Origin of the sequence: Vibrio sp. 1180_3 (assembly GCF_029478545.1) — a bacterium.
Classification (GTDB): Bacteria; Pseudomonadota; Gammaproteobacteria; order Enterobacterales; family Vibrionaceae; genus Vibrio; species Vibrio aestuarianus.
Genome location: NZ_SJFM01000007.1, coordinates 126804 through 141894, shown reverse-complemented (window position 1 = coordinate 141894; position 15091 = coordinate 126804). Strand labels below are relative to the sequence as shown.

Annotated in this window: 13 protein-coding genes and 2 tRNA genes; 8 read left to right on the top strand and 7 right to left on the bottom strand. The window is 42.6% G+C overall.

The window, feature by feature from the left end:
- Positions 1 to 157 precede the first annotated feature (157 nt).
- Together EYW48_RS06640 and EYW48_RS06635 are read left to right on the top strand one after the other, a co-directional pair.
- Positions 158 to 242, top strand: a tRNA-Tyr gene (locus EYW48_RS06640).
- A gap of 80 nt (positions 243 to 322) precedes the next feature.
- A tRNA-Tyr gene (locus tag EYW48_RS06635) sits at positions 323 to 407 on the top strand.
- A 134-nt stretch (positions 408 to 541) separates the two neighbouring features.
- Here EYW48_RS06635 and treC read toward each other — a convergent pair.
- The 5 genes from treC to gmhB all read right to left on the bottom strand — a co-directional run bounded on the left by treC (position 542) and on the right by gmhB (position 5816).
- The gene (gene treC / locus EYW48_RS06630; protein WP_176245690.1) at positions 542 to 2239 is read right to left on the bottom strand and encodes an alpha,alpha-phosphotrehalase; all 1698 of its coding nucleotides are present in this window, start codon (positions 2237 to 2239) and stop codon (positions 542 to 544) included.
- 61 nt (positions 2240 to 2300) lie between these two features.
- Positions 2301 to 3725 (bottom strand): PTS trehalose transporter subunit IIBC, encoded by a 1425-nt coding sequence (treB, locus tag EYW48_RS06625; RefSeq protein ID WP_168522968.1) that lies wholly within the window; start codon positions 3723 to 3725, stop codon positions 2301 to 2303.
- 166 nt (positions 3726 to 3891) lie between these two features.
- Entirely contained in the window at positions 3892 to 4839 is a 948-nt protein-coding gene (treR, locus tag EYW48_RS06620) for a trehalose operon repressor TreR (protein ID WP_274678448.1), read from the bottom strand.
- A 57-nt stretch (positions 4840 to 4896) separates the two neighbouring features.
- Positions 4897 to 5223: an MliC family protein gene (locus EYW48_RS06615; RefSeq protein ID WP_053310311.1), complete on the bottom strand. Its 327-nt coding sequence runs from the start codon at positions 5221 to 5223 to the stop codon at positions 4897 to 4899.
- 41 nt (positions 5224 to 5264) lie between these two features.
- Complete coding sequence (gmhB, locus tag EYW48_RS06610) at positions 5265 to 5816, bottom strand: D-glycero-beta-D-manno-heptose 1,7-bisphosphate 7-phosphatase (RefSeq protein WP_053310459.1); 552 nt, start codon at positions 5814 to 5816, stop codon at positions 5265 to 5267.
- A 212-nt stretch (positions 5817 to 6028) separates the two neighbouring features.
- Between gmhB and metN the strand changes: the two genes are divergently transcribed.
- Genes metN through EYW48_RS06595 form a run of 3 tightly spaced genes read left to right on the top strand, consistent with a single transcriptional unit; the run spans position 6029 to position 8588 of the window.
- Complete coding sequence (gene metN / locus EYW48_RS06605) at positions 6029 to 7063, top strand: methionine ABC transporter ATP-binding protein MetN (protein ID WP_053310312.1); 1035 nt, start codon at positions 6029 to 6031, stop codon at positions 7061 to 7063.
- Positions 7053 to 7730 carry a methionine ABC transporter permease gene (locus tag EYW48_RS06600; protein ID WP_053310313.1) on the top strand — a complete coding sequence of 226 codons (678 nt, stop codon included), beginning with the start codon at positions 7053 to 7055 and terminating at the stop codon, positions 7728 to 7730. The genes metN and EYW48_RS06600 overlap by 11 nt, the downstream gene beginning before the upstream one ends.
- A 48-nt stretch (positions 7731 to 7778) precedes the next feature.
- Positions 7779 to 8588 (top strand): MetQ/NlpA family lipoprotein, encoded by an 810-nt coding sequence (locus tag EYW48_RS06595; RefSeq protein ID WP_171981584.1) that lies wholly within the window; start codon positions 7779 to 7781, stop codon positions 8586 to 8588.
- 107 nt (positions 8589 to 8695) lie between these two features.
- Here the strand turns inward: EYW48_RS06595 and EYW48_RS06590 are convergent, their stop codons facing one another.
- Both EYW48_RS06590 and syd read right to left on the bottom strand, forming a co-directional pair.
- Positions 8696 to 9472, bottom strand: coding sequence for a Zn-ribbon-containing protein (locus tag EYW48_RS06590; protein WP_274682791.1), 777 nt, complete (start codon positions 9470 to 9472; stop codon positions 8696 to 8698).
- A gap of 2 nt (positions 9473 to 9474) precedes the next feature.
- Entirely contained in the window at positions 9475 to 10020 is a 546-nt protein-coding gene (gene syd / locus EYW48_RS06585; RefSeq protein WP_261926545.1) for a SecY-interacting protein, read from the bottom strand.
- Positions 10021 to 10119: 99 nt separating this feature from the next.
- Here syd and queF point away from each other — a divergent pair, with 99 nt between their 5' ends.
- The 3 genes from queF (at position 10120) to EYW48_RS06570 (ending at position 14924) form a co-directional block, all read left to right on the top strand.
- Positions 10120 to 10965, top strand: coding sequence for an NADPH-dependent 7-cyano-7-deazaguanine reductase QueF (queF, locus tag EYW48_RS06580; RefSeq protein WP_274672000.1), 846 nt, complete (start codon positions 10120 to 10122; stop codon positions 10963 to 10965).
- Positions 10966 to 10981: 16 nt separating this feature from the next.
- Complete coding sequence (locus EYW48_RS06575) at positions 10982 to 13249, top strand: tetratricopeptide repeat protein (protein WP_172532300.1); 2268 nt, start codon at positions 10982 to 10984, stop codon at positions 13247 to 13249.
- Positions 13250 to 13358: 109 nt separating this feature from the next.
- Complete coding sequence (locus EYW48_RS06570) at positions 13359 to 14924, top strand: GGDEF domain-containing protein (RefSeq protein WP_171980252.1); 1566 nt, start codon at positions 13359 to 13361, stop codon at positions 14922 to 14924.
- The last annotated feature ends 167 nt before the right edge of the window (positions 14925 to 15091 follow it).

Below are 15091 nucleotides of genomic sequence, written 5' to 3'. Positions count from 1 at the left end.
TCCCGAGTGGCCAAAGGGAGCAGACTGTAAATCTGCCGGCTCCGCCTTCGATGGTTCGAATCCGTCCCCCTCCACCATATTCTCTCGTAAGAGAAACCTTAATTGAATCGTTGGGAAAACTTCAATTGAGCCTATTTTTAGAATAGGAAAACACCCTGGAGGGGTTCCCGAGTGGCCAAAGGGAGCAGACTGTAAATCTGCCGGCTCCGCCTTCGATGGTTCGAATCCGTCCCCCTCCACCATATTCTCTCGTAAGAGAAACCTTGATTGAATCGTTGGGAAAACTTCAATTAAGCCTATTTTAAGAATAGGAAAACACCCTGGAGGGGTTCCCGAGTGGCCAAAGGGAGCAGACTGTAAATCTGCCGGCTCCGCCTTCGATGGTTCGAATCCGTCCCCCTCCACCATCTATCAAAGCCTGCTCATTGAGCAGGCTTTTTTTATTGCTGTATTTCATAGAATATAGGCGACAAAAAAGGCTTCAAGTCATTAAACTTGAAGCCTGAAAGATTGGTCCTAGAGGGAAAAGACTCAATCAGGATTAAAAATCAACCAAGATGATTCGAGTTTCATAAGGTCGCAATATTTGATGTGCAAGCACTTTCGATGAATTGAATCTGCTGTAATTACCAAGCAAATATTTCGCTTTTTCGAGTGGTAATTCTACTGGCAGTACACACTCTTCTTCTCGGTCGTAATAATTGTTAATGCAGATAAGTGCTTGTTTCTTGTCCTGGCGCTTATACGCAAAAATCGCGGGGTGTTCTGGGAGTAAATCGACGTAATCACCGCTGGTGATCACCGGAATCTCTTTTCGCAGAGCAATTAAACGTTGGTAGAAATAAAACACCGAATGTTTGTCTTCTAATGCACGCTCTGCATTAACTTGTCGGTAGTTCCCAGCCACTTCTAGCCACGGTTTTACGGAGCTAAAGCCAGCAAACGCTTTGCCATTCCACTGCATCGGCGTTCGCGAGTTATCACGCGATTTCTGCGCCAGAATAGCGATCATATCGTCATGACTAACACCTTGTTGATGCACCATAATGTCATACATGTTGGTACTCTCAACATCTTGGTACTGGGAAATGGAAGTGTAGCCAGGGTTCGTCATGCCAATTTCTTCACCTTGATAAACATAAGGTGTTCCTTGCATCATGTGCACTGAAGCCGCGAGCATTTTTGCTGATTCAACTCGGTAATGTTTGTTATCTCCCAAGCGGCTAACAATGCGTGGTTGGTCATGGTTACACCAAAATAACGCGCCCCACCCTTTGCCATTTAACCCTACCTGCCAATGGTAAAAGATCCGCTTAAGCTGTAAAAAATCAAAAGGAGCATTGGTCCATTTATCACCATTTGAATAATCCACTTTCAAATGATGAAAGTTAAAGACCATCGATAACTCTTTGCCGTCTAAACGTGAATATTGCTGGCAATGATCTAAGGTCGTCGACGACATTTCGCCAACCGTAACGCTACCGTATTGCTGGAACACGGCTTGGCTTATCTCTTGTAGATATTCGTGAACTCGCGGCCCATCAGTATAAAAACGACGACCATCACCGCGGTCATCACTTGGGAAATCTTGCTGTTTAGAGATGAGGTTAATCACATCGAGGCGAAAACCATCAACGCCCTTCTTCGCCCAAAAATCAATGACCTGTTTAACTTCGTCGCGCACTTTTGGGTTTTCCCAATTGAGATCAGCTTGCTCTTTGGCAAATAAATGCAGGTAGTATTGACCGGTCACGTCATCTAATGCCCAAGCACTGCCACCGAATTTCGATTGCCAATTATTGGGTACATCACCATCGATTGGATCTTTCCAAATATAGTAATCTCGATAAGGGCTCGATTTATCCCCCAAAGCCGACTGAAACCACGCATGTGCAGTAGAGGTATGGTTAACCACAATATCCATAATAATACGGATACCTTTTTGATGGGCTTGCGCGAGCAGATCATCAAAGTCTTGCATGCAGCCAAACTCTGGATTCACATCATAGTAGTCAGAAATATCATAGCCGTTATCTACCATTGGTGATGAGTAGATTGGGGTTAACCAAATCGCATCAATGCCCAAGGTTTGCAGATAATCGAGCTTAGAGATAATTCCTCGGATATCTCCCGTACCTTTACTTCCACTATCACAAAAGCTTTTAGGATAAATTTGATAAATGGTGGCCGTTTTCCACCAATTAGCATCGATATTCATTGAAGAATTAATGATTGTCATCAAACAAACTCACTTACAAAAATGACAATGAGCAACAACAAATGCCGTTGCTCATAAAAAATTATGCTGCTACAGGTTCCAATTCGCCTTTCATTTGCGCGCGTTTATAAAGGAAAAGCGTCAAAAATGCAGGGATGATCATCGCCACTAGCATAGCGACTGCATAGATACCCCAATATTGTGGCTGAATAGAGAGAATGCCTGGCAATCCACCAACACCGATACCATTTGCCATCACACCTGCGCTACCACAAATAGCCGCCGCGACAGCGCTACCAATCATTGCGCTCAACATCGGAAATTTATACTTCAAGTTGATCCCGTACATCGCAGGCTCAGTGACACCAAGATAAGCAGAAATAGCGGCAGGAACGGAAATATCACGCTCGCCGTGCTTTTTACTGATGATAATGATGCCCACTACAGCAGAAGCTTGTGCAATATTTGACAGTGCAATCAATGGCCAAATCGGTGTTCCACCTAATTCTTGCATTAACTGTAGGTCAACGGCGTTGGTTGTATGGTGAATACCGGTAATCACCAATGGTGCGTATAAGAAGCCAAAAACCATTGAACCGATTACAGCAAAATCACCGGTCATTGCCGCTTTAGCCGCAAAGGCTACGCCATTACCCAATACACGACCAAATGGCCCGATCAATGCGTGCGCTAAAATCACCGATAGAATGATCGATACAAATGGCACCACCACCAAATATAAATAAGCAGGAACAATTCGTTTCAAATTGGTTTCAATAAAGGCTAATGCCACACCAGCCAACATCGCAGGAATAACTTGTGCCTGATAACCTACTTTTTCAATAACAAATAACCCGAAGTCCCATGCCTCTGGTACTTGCTTACCGATTAAATAGGCATTCATCAATTGAGGAGAGACCAGCGTCACACCAAGCGTAATACCTAAAATTGGCGTCCCCCCCAGTTTCTTGACCGTCGACCAACACACACCGACAGGTAGGAAGAAGAAAATAGCCTCGCCAATCAGCCATAAGAAAGAGTGGACCGTGGCCCAAAACTGGCTGATCTCGACTAGAGTTTTACCATCGAACATTCGAATGTCACCAATGACATTACGAAAGCCGAGGATCAAACCACCGGTGATAATTGCAGGAAGCAGGGGAACAAAAATTTCAGCAAGGTGTGAGATCCCACGCTCTAAAAAGTTCATATTCTGACGAGCAGCTTGCTTCGCTTCATCTTTGGATGATGCATCTTTACCGGCTAACTCGATTAAAACCGCATACACATCATCTACTTCAGTCCCAATAACCACTTGAAACTGACCGGCATTAGTGAAGCAGCCCTTGACGAGGCTCATTGCCTCAAGCCCTTTTGGGTCTGCTTTATCCGTATCATTCAATACAAAGCGCAAACGAGTCAAACAGTGACTCACACTCGCAATATTCTCTTTTCCACCCACCAGCTCGATAATACGAGCAACATCTTGCTTCGCTATTTTGGCCATACCCTTGTCCACCCTATATTGGAATTTTGTTTATTGTTCTCTTTAGTGGGAACATTCCCATCAACACGGAAATATTGACATAAATAATAAAAGACTAAAATGGGAACAGTCCCATAAATTGAATGTGATCACAGAGTAATTTTAATTCACATGATTAAAGAATAAGTTACTTGATCAAAGGTAATTGTGTGATACGCACACAATTGGTTTCACCGTTTAATTGAGAAACCAGAAGATTAGCCGCTTTTTTACCAGCTTGGCTGTAACCTGGATCGATACTGTAAACATTAGGAAATAGGAATGACAACAGTTCATTACCGCCAACTCCCGTCACTGTGATGTCATCGCGTCCCAACTCTTGAAGACGCTTGATAACCCCAAGAGCTAAAGTATCACTCGCACAAACAATGGCTTGAGTTTCAGCACAAAGCACCTCATCAACAAGTTGGTAGGCACTTTCATGATGTAAACGACCAGTACGATAATGTGGAGAATGGCCGTTGAGTTGACACCATTTCAGATAAGATTCTAGTCGTAAACTGCCCGTGGTTTTATCACTAGGATCCACCCCAATGTAGGCAATATTCTCAATACCCTGCTCGCTTAAATGTCTCAACGCACCTTGAATGATTGCATCGTTATCATAGTTTATTGATGATACACATTCCGTATCCATAGAGATAACCACTGCCCGTGAGGTCCATAGACTTAATTGATCAACATCGAGATCGGTAAACCCAAAAACAATCACCCCATCGACATTGCGTTTTCGCAGTACTTCAAGATGCTCATTGGTTTTATAACGATCGAATTGGCTTTCCATGATCACTACATCATAGCCATGTTGATAAAGTGATTGCAAAATGTTGCCGACAACTCGGTTCTCTGATGGAGAATCAAGACGAGAAATAATGACCCCGATAACTTTCTGACTGCCACCGCGCATCAATTGAGCAGACTTTGATGGGACATAACCAGAATCTTGAATCACACGTTCTACTTTAGCTCTGGTTTCCGGTTTCACTTTAGGATCGTTGGTAAGAACCCGAGACACCGTTGACTTACCAACACCAGAAAGCTTTGCGATATCCAAAATAGTGAGTTTTCTGCTCATGCTGACCTATTAAATGAAGAAGATAAAACGGCGTTAGCACAACCGTATTAGAGAAAATTATTGAATTTTACACGCTTTATAAAACGTAGAACTCAATTCGAGGGTCGCTTCATCACCTTTGGTATGCAGCATTACCGATTGAGGATTGCTTTTATCATCAAGTACATATTTAACACCCGATGCAGCAGGAACTTGAAGCAGAGTGTATTGTTTGCCACCGACCCGTAAAAGCGCTGATTGTTGATCCGGGTAAGAAACATCAAACGAGCCACCAGCAGCACATTGATAATGCTGCAACAAAGGAGCATCACTACCTGTCAACGTTTGTGAACACCCCGCTAATAATAATGTTGCCGATAAAAATACAAATAAGCCATTCTTCATATCAACTCCAATAAAAAAGGCCACACAGTGACCTTAATTAGCTACTTAGCCAAAAAAGCTGGAACCTCTCGGATACTATCAAGTACAACCGAGGCTAATGCTTCGCCTTGTTCAGTTACCGGTTTTCCGGTTCGTACTAAAATCTTGGTACCAACACCTGCGGCTTCTGCAGCCATCATATCTTCCGCTTTATCGCCCACCATCACCGACTTCTCCATATCAATCTTGAGAAAATCTCGCGCAGAGATAAACATACCGGGTTTTGGCTTACGGCAGTCGCAATCTTCTTTGTACTTACCTTGACCATGTTCTGCATGGTGAGGACAGTAATAAAAGCCGTCAAATTCAACCCCGTGATCAACAAAGTTCCAATCCATCCATTGCGTCAACGACAAGAAACGATCTTCGCTGAATTTACCACGCGCAATGCCTGATTGGTTTGTAACTAAGACCAACATATAGCCCATGTCTTGTAACTTCTTCGTTGCTTCAAACACACCATCAATAAACTCGAAGTCATGTTCATCATGCACATAACCATGGTCCACGTTGATCACGCCATCGCGATCTAAAAACACTGCTGGTTTAGCCAAAATTACTCTCTCATTTCGGGAATCTGCAACAATTATTGCACGCTTTATTTCTTTCATCACTACCTAATTACTTTATGGTTTAACCGCCACAACCATTTAGACGTCTAGACGTAAAAATATCTATTGACTTAAATCAAATTAAGCCATAGCATCGTCTACAAAGTGAGATAGAGTTCAAGATTTTATTCTGTTATCCCTGCACAGGTTTTCCCATGATTCAAATTAATCAAGTCAATAAGGTGTTCTATCAAGGCACTAAACAAATTAATGCGTTGAAAGATATCAATCTTCACATTAAGCAAGGCACTATTTTTGGTGTTATCGGTTCTTCGGGTGCGGGGAAAAGTACACTGATCCGTTGCGTTAACATGTTAGAAGCACCAACAACTGGCTCTGTGATTGTTGACGGTGTTGATCTGACTAAATTAAGTAAGTCTGAATTGAGTAAAGCTCGTCGAAACATCGGGATGATTTTCCAGCATTTCAATCTACTTTCATCTCGAACGGTATTTGCCAATGTCGCTCTACCACTAGAGCTTGCAGGAATAGACAAATCAGCAATCGATAATAAAGTGACTGAGTTACTGCAATTAGTAGGTTTGGCTGATAAACGGGATACTTATCCAGCGAATCTTAGTGGTGGTCAAAAACAGCGTGTTGCTATTGCTCGCGCTCTGGCTTCAGACCCTAAGGTTCTATTGTGCGATGAAGCGACCAGTGCTCTAGACCCTGCGACTACCCAATCAATTTTAGAGTTGTTAAAAGAGATCAACCGTTCGCTAAACATCACTATATTGCTGATCACCCATGAAATGGATGTGGTTAAAAGCATTTGTCATGAAGTGGCGATCATCGGTGATGGCGAATTGGTAGAAAAAGGCACTGTGGGTGAAATTTTCGCACACCCTAAAACAACCTTAGCGCACCAATTTATTCGCTCAACATTGGATCTTTCTATTCCTGAAGATTATCAAGTACGCTTGCAATCAACTCGTGTCGCAAACAGTTATCCTTTAGTGCGTTTAGAGTTCACCGGAGCTACCGTTGATGCGCCATTGATGACACAAATTGCTCGCAAATTTAATATTGATGTCAGCATTTTGAGTTCAGACTTAGATTACGCAGGCGGCGTAAAATTCGGCATGATGGTCGCTGAGTTATTTGGCAATGAAGCAGACGATAATGCTGCGTTAGAGTTTCTTCGTGAAAACAATGTAAAAGTAGAGGTACTTGGTTATGTCCTTTAATACAGTGACAGATTGGTTAAGCTTAAATGGCGATCTCCTACTGATGGCGACATGGCAAACACTTTACATGGTAGCTGTTGCAGGGATTGTTGGTTTTGCTGTCGGTATTCCGCTAGGGGTAATTTTACACACCAGTAAAAAAGGCGGACTGTTAGAGAACACCAAACTTAATAGCATTCTCGGCGCGGTTGTGAATGTCGGACGCTCTGTGCCTTTCTTGGTGTTGATGGTTGCCATTATCCCTGTTACTAAATTACTGGTTGGCACCTTTATTGGTACTACCGCAGCAATTGTTCCTCTCACCATTGGCGCCATTCCATTTGTCGCTCGCTTGATTGAAAGTGCGTTACTGGAAGTCCCTACAGGCCTTGTTGAGGCAGCGCAATCGATGGGCGCTACACCAATGCAGATCATTCGGAAAGTATTGCTTCCTGAAGCGCTACCAACCATTGTTAATTCTATCACTATTACACTGGTGACTTTGGTTAGCTACTCAGCGATGGCCGGTACTGTCGGCGGCGGTGGCTTAGGTGATGTTGCTATTCGCTATGGTTTCCACCGTTACGATATTGGCATCATGGCAGTCACCGTAGTGATGTTGATTGTGCTCGTGCAAATTATTCAGTCGATCGGTGACACTTTCGTTCGCCGCGTCGATCACAGATAAATCATACTAAAAACAAACACAGATTCATTTTATAACAAGGAGTTAATTATGAAATTTAGCCTTAAGGGTTTACTTACCATCGCCATCTCGGCTTCGGCACTTGTGCTGGCTGGCTGTGGTGAAAAAGCGGTAGATAACAGCAAAATCAAAGTGGGTGTTATTGCTGGTGCTGAAGCTCAAGTTGCTGAAGTTGCAGCTAAAGTCGCCAAAGAAAAATACAACCTAGATGTTGAGCTAGTAACATTTACTGATTATGTAACACCCAATGCTGCTTTAGATGATGGCTCTATCGACATCAACGCATTCCAGCACAAACCATATCTAGATCAACAAATTACTGACCGTGGTTATAAATTGGCGATTGCAGGCAATACTTTTGTTTACCCAATTGCTGGTTACTCAAAGCAAGTTAAATCCGTCGATGAAATTCAAGATGGCTCACGCATTGCTGTACCGAACGACCCAACAAACCTTGGCCGCTCTTTACTGTTACTACAACAACAAGGTCTGATCACCTTGCGTGAGGGTGCTGGTCTTCTAGCAACAGTGCGTGACATCGTTGCCAACCCAAAAAACATCACGATTATTGAACTTGATGCAGCTCAACTTCCCCGTTCACTGGATGATGTAGCGCTATCAATCATCAACACAACTTACGCCAGCTCAATCAACTTAACACCAGAAAAAGATGGTGTATTTGTTGAAGATAAAGAGTCACCGTATGTGAACTTAATTGTGGCTCGTGAAGATAACGCGCAGGCAGAAAATGTCACTAATTTCGTCAAAGCGTACCAGACGGATGAAGTATACCAAGCTGCATCTCAAATCTTTGCTGGCGGTGCCGTTAAAGGTTGGTAATCGCAGTATGAGCGAAAGCTCTAAGCGCAAAAAAACCAAAGCCGATACACAATGTATCGGCTTTTTCATATCTGGCGGTTGTTAATAGACGAATAAAATCACTTAGACTACTTAATATGATCCCAAGACATATTAGACACAATGCGGCAATCATCGCATTTGAAATGGAAGATATCGTGCTCAGGTTCATCTAATAACCATTCACCTCCACACTTTGGACACTTACGAGCTTGTTCATCAGCCAAGCTTTTACCACCAACACGATATTGATAATAATAAGTAGGAATTTGCGTTAAATATTCAATACGACCGCGAAGATCCCAACCGCGTAGAAACAACACACTGTCGGTATCGCATATCTCATGCAGAGCAGCGTGCTCGGCTCTACATCCACCAGCCATTTGAATTTCATCACACGCTTGCCACTCGGTTTGCCACTTGATCACCGCTTTGTGATCACCATTTAAGGTTGGAGGGTTACGGTACAACGGAATAGGCAACAGTGTTTCACCACTGCGTAATGGCGAGCAGGTATGTACATAAGTGGTATAAAGAATTTGCCAGCTAGGCGACTCATCTTCTGCCGCCTGCTCAGAATTTAAGTCTCGCCCTAACAAGCGAGCCTTGGGGGAAAGTAAACTGGCATCAGCTAAACGATTCAAGCACACCTTAACAAAATCAGAATGATACTTAGGGTGCAGACTGTCTTCCTCTGGGCAGACAACTCGTACAAAAAACTCGCCATCTCCCATTACGATAGGAAACTCACGGCCAAGCACTTGTCCATTATAGCGAAGCGCATCCATCAATCCATTAATGGCTTTATCCACGGCAGAGACCGTGGTGTTATCAAAACATTCAAACTGTAATTCGACAACGTACATGGTTACACCACTGGCTCAAGGTTGGCTAAAAACTCAGCAACATTTTCAGCAAGCACATCGCGCTTGTCTGTTCCTAACCGCTCTAGAATTACATTACCCGATAAGTTGCAGATCGAGATTACATCCAATTCGGCATCTGTCGCTGCAATAAATATCGTTGGTTTTAGCTTTAAACGGCGCTGAGTCACTAAATGCCCGAGAATATTTTCCTGTAAGCGTACAAAGTCATCCTCACTCCACACTTGCAGTAACGCAAGCTCATTGCCTTGCCATGCCGCCTGCATATCAGCACAAAACTGCACACCATAAAATGCTTTAATATCATCGTGCAATGCCAGTTCTATCGCAGCTTCAACATTACTAAAATCAGCTTGATGTTCACGTACAATCGCTTTCCACGCCACACTATCGGCATGCTTAACCGCAACACAAGGGGAATCAAAATCAACCAACTCCTCACTACGAGGTAACTCACCATGTTTGCTTTGGTAGGTTTCAAGATAGCGCTGAGTAAACGAGAGTAAGGCTTGATCGGCAGTTTGAGCCATGAAATTCTCCATTATTAGAGCTCTACAGTCTTGTTTAATGACAGAAACCATAGGATTGCGTAAAATTCCGCTTATTCTAATCGAATTGACTTTAAAAGTATGAGTAAATATTCAGACGCGAAAGAGTTAGCAGGGTTAACTCTCGGAAAAAAAACCGAATACGCCAACCAATATGATCCAAGCCTATTGCAACCAGTACCACGTAGCCTAAACCGAAACGATCTCGCTTTAGGAGATACGCTACCTTTCAAAGGTTGTGATATCTGGACCTTGTATGAGCTCTCTTGGCTCAATGATAAAGGGCTACCTCAAGTAGCGATTGGTGATGTGGCTATACCAGCAACGAGCGCCAATTTGATTGAATCAAAGTCATTCAAGCTATATCTCAACAGCTATAATCAAACCAAAATTGGCACTTGGGAAGAAGTGCAACAGCGTTTGATTGACGATTTATCCAACTGCGCAGGTGAACCGGTAAGCGTCACACTGCACCCAGTACAACACTATACTGAACAAGCGATTGTCAGTATGCTAGGTGACTGCATTGATGACCAAGATATTGAAATCAGCAGTTATGATTTTGATGCGAGCTTGCTTGAAGATTCAGCTCAAGGTGACATCGTTGAAGAGTCACTGCATAGTCATTTATTAAAATCTAATTGCTTGATTACCAACCAACCAGACTGGGGTAGCGTGGAGATCCAGTATCAGGGTCAACAAATCAATCGTGAAGCTCTGCTACGCTATATCGTCTCATTTCGTGAACATAATGAGTTCCACGAACAGTGTGTTGAACGGATTTTTAGCGATATCATGCACTACTGCAAGCCAAGCCGTTTAACCGTATATGCCAGGTATACTCGTCGTGGCGGTTTGGATATCAACCCATATCGCTCAACACAACACGATAAGCCAGCACACAACCAACGCATGGCTCGCCAATAAAAGGATTAACACTAGGATGAACAACGTGCGCTGGAAGTTTTTACTCAGTTTGCTTGTAGCTCTGTTCCCATTGGCTACTCAGGCGACGATTTACACATCGCCGACACTTAATGAAGCCAATGGATTGGTTGACATTTCACCCAATCAAGCCAAAAGCCTTACTACTCAGTATCTAAACCAGCGCAAATTGGCCGATAAAACAGAAAAAAATCCGTCAACGATTTCCAGAGACGAAACCGACAGTAGAATAAGAACACCTGGCAGCACGGTAGATGCTTTACAAATTTTGGCTCAGGCAGAATTTAACCTGCGCAACTTCAATGCTGCAATACAAACACTCAATCAAGCCGAGTTGCTGACTCGACAATATCAATTGTCTTATCTTGAATTGGACGTGGAAATATTAAAGACCCGCCTTATTTGGCAAAACAGTGGTGATGCTAGCGCTGCACGTGAAGCACTTAGAAGCATTACAGCAAAGTATGATTCAATAAAAAACGCAGACCAGCTGGCTAAAGGCATTGACTATAAAATCACCCTACTCAGAGCTGAAATCGCCTCCAAAGCCTATGATATTGAACTTGCCAATAAACTGTTCGCTGACTTAAAACCTTATGTAGATACTTTGCAGTCTCCAAAACCAATTATCGAGTATCACCTAGTGGTCGGCGGGCACTACCTTGATCATGGTTTTTATAATCTTGCGCTGTCAGAGCTGTTGATCTCTTACTGGAGCGCAATTGAAAGCAACTCCAGCGCATTACTTGCCAAAACCAATACCCGACTCGCCCAACTATTTTTTGAGCGAAAAGTGCTTGATAAAGCGATTACATACTTATCTCAAGCTGCTGATTTTTATGATAACTATAAAGACTCACCGGTTCTGGCTGATGTTTTACAGCGCATGGGAGATATCTACTACCAACAAGGTAAATATAATTTAGCGCTGGTTCACTATTTTAACGTTATCGATCATGAAAATAGCCGCAATGATATGGAAAAAATTATCGAAGTCCGTATAAGTCTGGCTGCCACTTACTTGAATTTGTACAACTTTACGTTGACCGAACAATACCTATCGCGCGCTGAGCAGTTACTGACGATTTCTGATGTACCACGACTAAAAGCTCACACCTTACTACTGCATGCCGGCTTAGCTTTTCATCAAAATCAAGCATCGTTGGTGCTCTCTAATGCGCAACAAGCATTAGAGATCGGCAATAAAATTAAAGATGCTGATATTCAAGAAAAAGCATATCAACTACTGTCTCTCGGTTATGAGAAAAATGGTCAGTACACGAAAGCACTAGAAAATATCAAACGCGGTAACACCTTATCGAAAATCCGCCAAGAAAAGCTCAATCAAATCAGTGAAGAAGCTTTTCGCCAACAAAAAGAGTTCATCGAACAAACTTTGCATTTGGTCGGTCAAGAAAAAGCACTGCTACAAACTCAAGAAGAATACAGAAAATTCCAAAAAATTGCCTTTGTACTCTTCATGCTCTCAGTGGTGCTATTTCTATTTTTACTGCGCCGAGGCTACATAATTCAACGTCAAGATGAAGAGATCGATGAATTAAATAGCAATTTATTTACCCATTCACGTTCACGACTGCGTAACCTACGAATGCTTAATGCCAAACTGCCTTCTTCACTGCAAAAAAGCAGCCGCAATTTCGAACAGTGGCATATCGGAGAGTTGATCCACGAACCTCTCAATGATCGTCTGCGCTTTGTGATGGTTGATGTGCCCTTCCTACGTAATATGTATTTGCAACATGGTTACTCAGTTGGGTTAGAGCTGGAACATCAATTTGGTGAGTTTTTAAAATCAAAAGTAGCCGACCCTGCTCGTATCTATCACTTTTGTGATGCTAATCTTTTGTATATTGAACCCAATATTGATCGCAACACACCACCAGAAAACGCGTTTAAACTGCTCCAAGGCTGGATTAATGAATTTCAACCAGAACGTCGATTGAATCGTATTATTCGAATGGGGATCGCAGATTACCCATTCTTACCTAGAGCTTATACGGCTATTAATGATAAAGAATTACTGGATATCCTGTTAATGGCAACCAGTGTTGCTCGAGAATTGAGTATGAAAGAAGGTGTTAGTCAGTGGGTCTACCTAAAAGCCATTGATAACGCTCCGGCAGCAAGCTTTGCTTCCAGCAATATTCGAAAATCTTGTAAACATGCGATCAACCAAGGGTTAATTAAGGTGCATTCTTCCTATAAGAATGAGGAGAGCATCAAAAAACTCTTAAAAGATGGGTAATTACTAAACATTCAATGCGTTAAAGCAGTGACGTGGTCAATTAATTTGTTATTATCGATAAATCAATTAATAGGATCATTATTGATCCTCGCAGTTTAGTTTGTTGTACATGGGCGCTCTCGAACAGGATATTCAAACACAATTACACCAACTAAAAATTCAGTTGGAACAAGTTCGTTTGACACAAAGGGATACTTCGTTCAAGTTTAAACGAGAACAAGCCGTCCTAAAACGGATCGTCGCATCTTTAAGTGTGGCATGTCAGGGTGATGACAGTCAGTTAAATCGTAATTTATCTGACCTTCGAGCTGCTTTAGAGCAACAGAAAGATGTCAGCACTCTCATTCCTCGCTTAGCTGTATTGGAGCGCATGTTGAAGCAACAAACCTTGGCTACGGAAAAACAGAGTACGCATTTAGACTCCCAGATAAAGCACAGCGGAGAAACCTTGCTGCGCGTTGTCGGGCTACCCGCGAAAATTAAGCGCGATTTGCGTGATCTACTCAGTTTCTCAGACGCTCTACCAAAACCAAAAGCCGATCAAGCAATGCATTTGCTTGAAATTTATGAACGCGCCATCAAAATAATTACCGCTAACCCAAGCACCGCCATCAGTGAACTGCACAATGCCGCCGATAAAGAGCTGTTATTAAGCCTATCGGATGAACTGCAACATTTGATCACCGAACTGGATTTTGAAGGTGAGTCAGGCGAACTGTTGGTCGATATACGCGCAAAACTGCTGATTGGCGTTTCAACTCCGACGCTCTTAGAGCTTACCCTTGAGATCCTTAAGCTAGTGATTGAAGGCACGAATTTTGAGCGTAAAACCTCGGAAAAATTCTTAGAGCAAGTTAACGCGTCTTTGTCTAAACACTTAAAAAGCAGCGAACATAACGTCGAGCAAAGCCAGCACTATTTTGAACATCGTCAGGATATGAACAACGAATTGAGCGGTCTGATTGGTCAAAGCCAGTCATTGCTCAAAGATTCTAGCTCAATCGATAATCTAAAAAATTCAATGTCGCCGATTTTAAGTGAAATGGAGTCTCTTTCCGAAAGGCTAACTCACGCCGAACAGCGTGAACAAGCGTTAATAGAACGCTTAAGCTATGGAAAAAATCAGATGGAGGCGTTATTTGAGCTCACGCAAGATTATCGACGTCGATTGGAAGATCAATCACAACGAATGCTGCTTGACCCATTAACTAAAGTCTACAACCGAACCGCATTTAATGATCGCCTAGAACTGGAATATCGCCGCTGGATTCGCTCTCAACATCCTTTTAGGGTAGTCATTGTCGATATTGATAAATTTAAATCGATCAATGATAGTTTTGGTTACACCGCTGGTGATAAGGCGCTAAAGATCATCGCAAGAACCATCGCCAAAGAAACTGCAGACACCGATACCGTGGCCCGTTTTTCAGGAGAAGAATTTGTTATTCTGCTCCCAGAACATGATGATAATCACTGTTTTAAGTTAGTACAGAATATTCAAAAACACGTGGCTAAACTGCCTTTCAAATTTCGTGAAAAGAACATCACCATTACTCTTTCAGCCGCAAGTACTTCCTTTAAAGATTCAGATACACCAGAAGAAGTACTCGAACGTCTTCACCGCTCACTATTAGAAGCGAAACGTTTGGGGCCCAATCAAGTCATTTGGAAATAAAGCAAATAGCGGCTTTAAATGGTCGCTATTTAACCAACTCGCACACAAATCATGCGTCAAGTCACATTCCTCTAGCAGCAACGTTTCCTAACGATAATGAAAAGAACTAGATTGATACTGTAATTTCAATCAGTTATGACGTCCTATCGCTCTGGGTTAAGCAAACG

Coding starts and splice junctions, on each gene's coding strand:
- treC (WP_176245690.1), bottom strand. CDS start 2,239: ATGACAATCATTAATTCTTCAATGAATATCGATGCTAATTGGTGGAAA.
- treB (WP_168522968.1), bottom strand. CDS start 3,725: ATGGCCAAAATAGCGAAGCAAGATGTTGCTCGTATTATCGAGCTGGTG.
- treR (WP_274678448.1), bottom strand. CDS start 4,839: ATGAGCAGAAAACTCACTATTTTGGATATCGCAAAGCTTTCTGGTGTT.
- EYW48_RS06615 (WP_053310311.1), bottom strand. CDS start 5,223: ATGAAGAATGGCTTATTTGTATTTTTATCGGCAACATTATTATTAGCG.
- metN (WP_053310312.1), top strand. CDS start 6,029: ATGATTCAAATTAATCAAGTCAATAAGGTGTTCTATCAAGGCACTAAA.
- EYW48_RS06600 (WP_053310313.1), top strand. CDS start 7,053: ATGTCCTTTAATACAGTGACAGATTGGTTAAGCTTAAATGGCGATCTC.
- EYW48_RS06595 (WP_171981584.1), top strand. CDS start 7,779: ATGAAATTTAGCCTTAAGGGTTTACTTACCATCGCCATCTCGGCTTCG.
- EYW48_RS06590 (WP_274682791.1), bottom strand. CDS start 9,472: ATGTACGTTGTCGAATTACAGTTTGAATGTTTTGATAACACCACGGTC.
- syd (WP_261926545.1), bottom strand. CDS start 10,020: ATGGCTCAAACTGCCGATCAAGCCTTACTCTCGTTTACTCAGCGCTAT.
- queF (WP_274672000.1), top strand. CDS start 10,120: ATGAGTAAATATTCAGACGCGAAAGAGTTAGCAGGGTTAACTCTCGGA.
- EYW48_RS06575 (WP_172532300.1), top strand. CDS start 10,982: ATGAACAACGTGCGCTGGAAGTTTTTACTCAGTTTGCTTGTAGCTCTG.
- EYW48_RS06570 (WP_171980252.1), top strand. CDS start 13,359: ATGGGCGCTCTCGAACAGGATATTCAAACACAATTACACCAACTAAAA.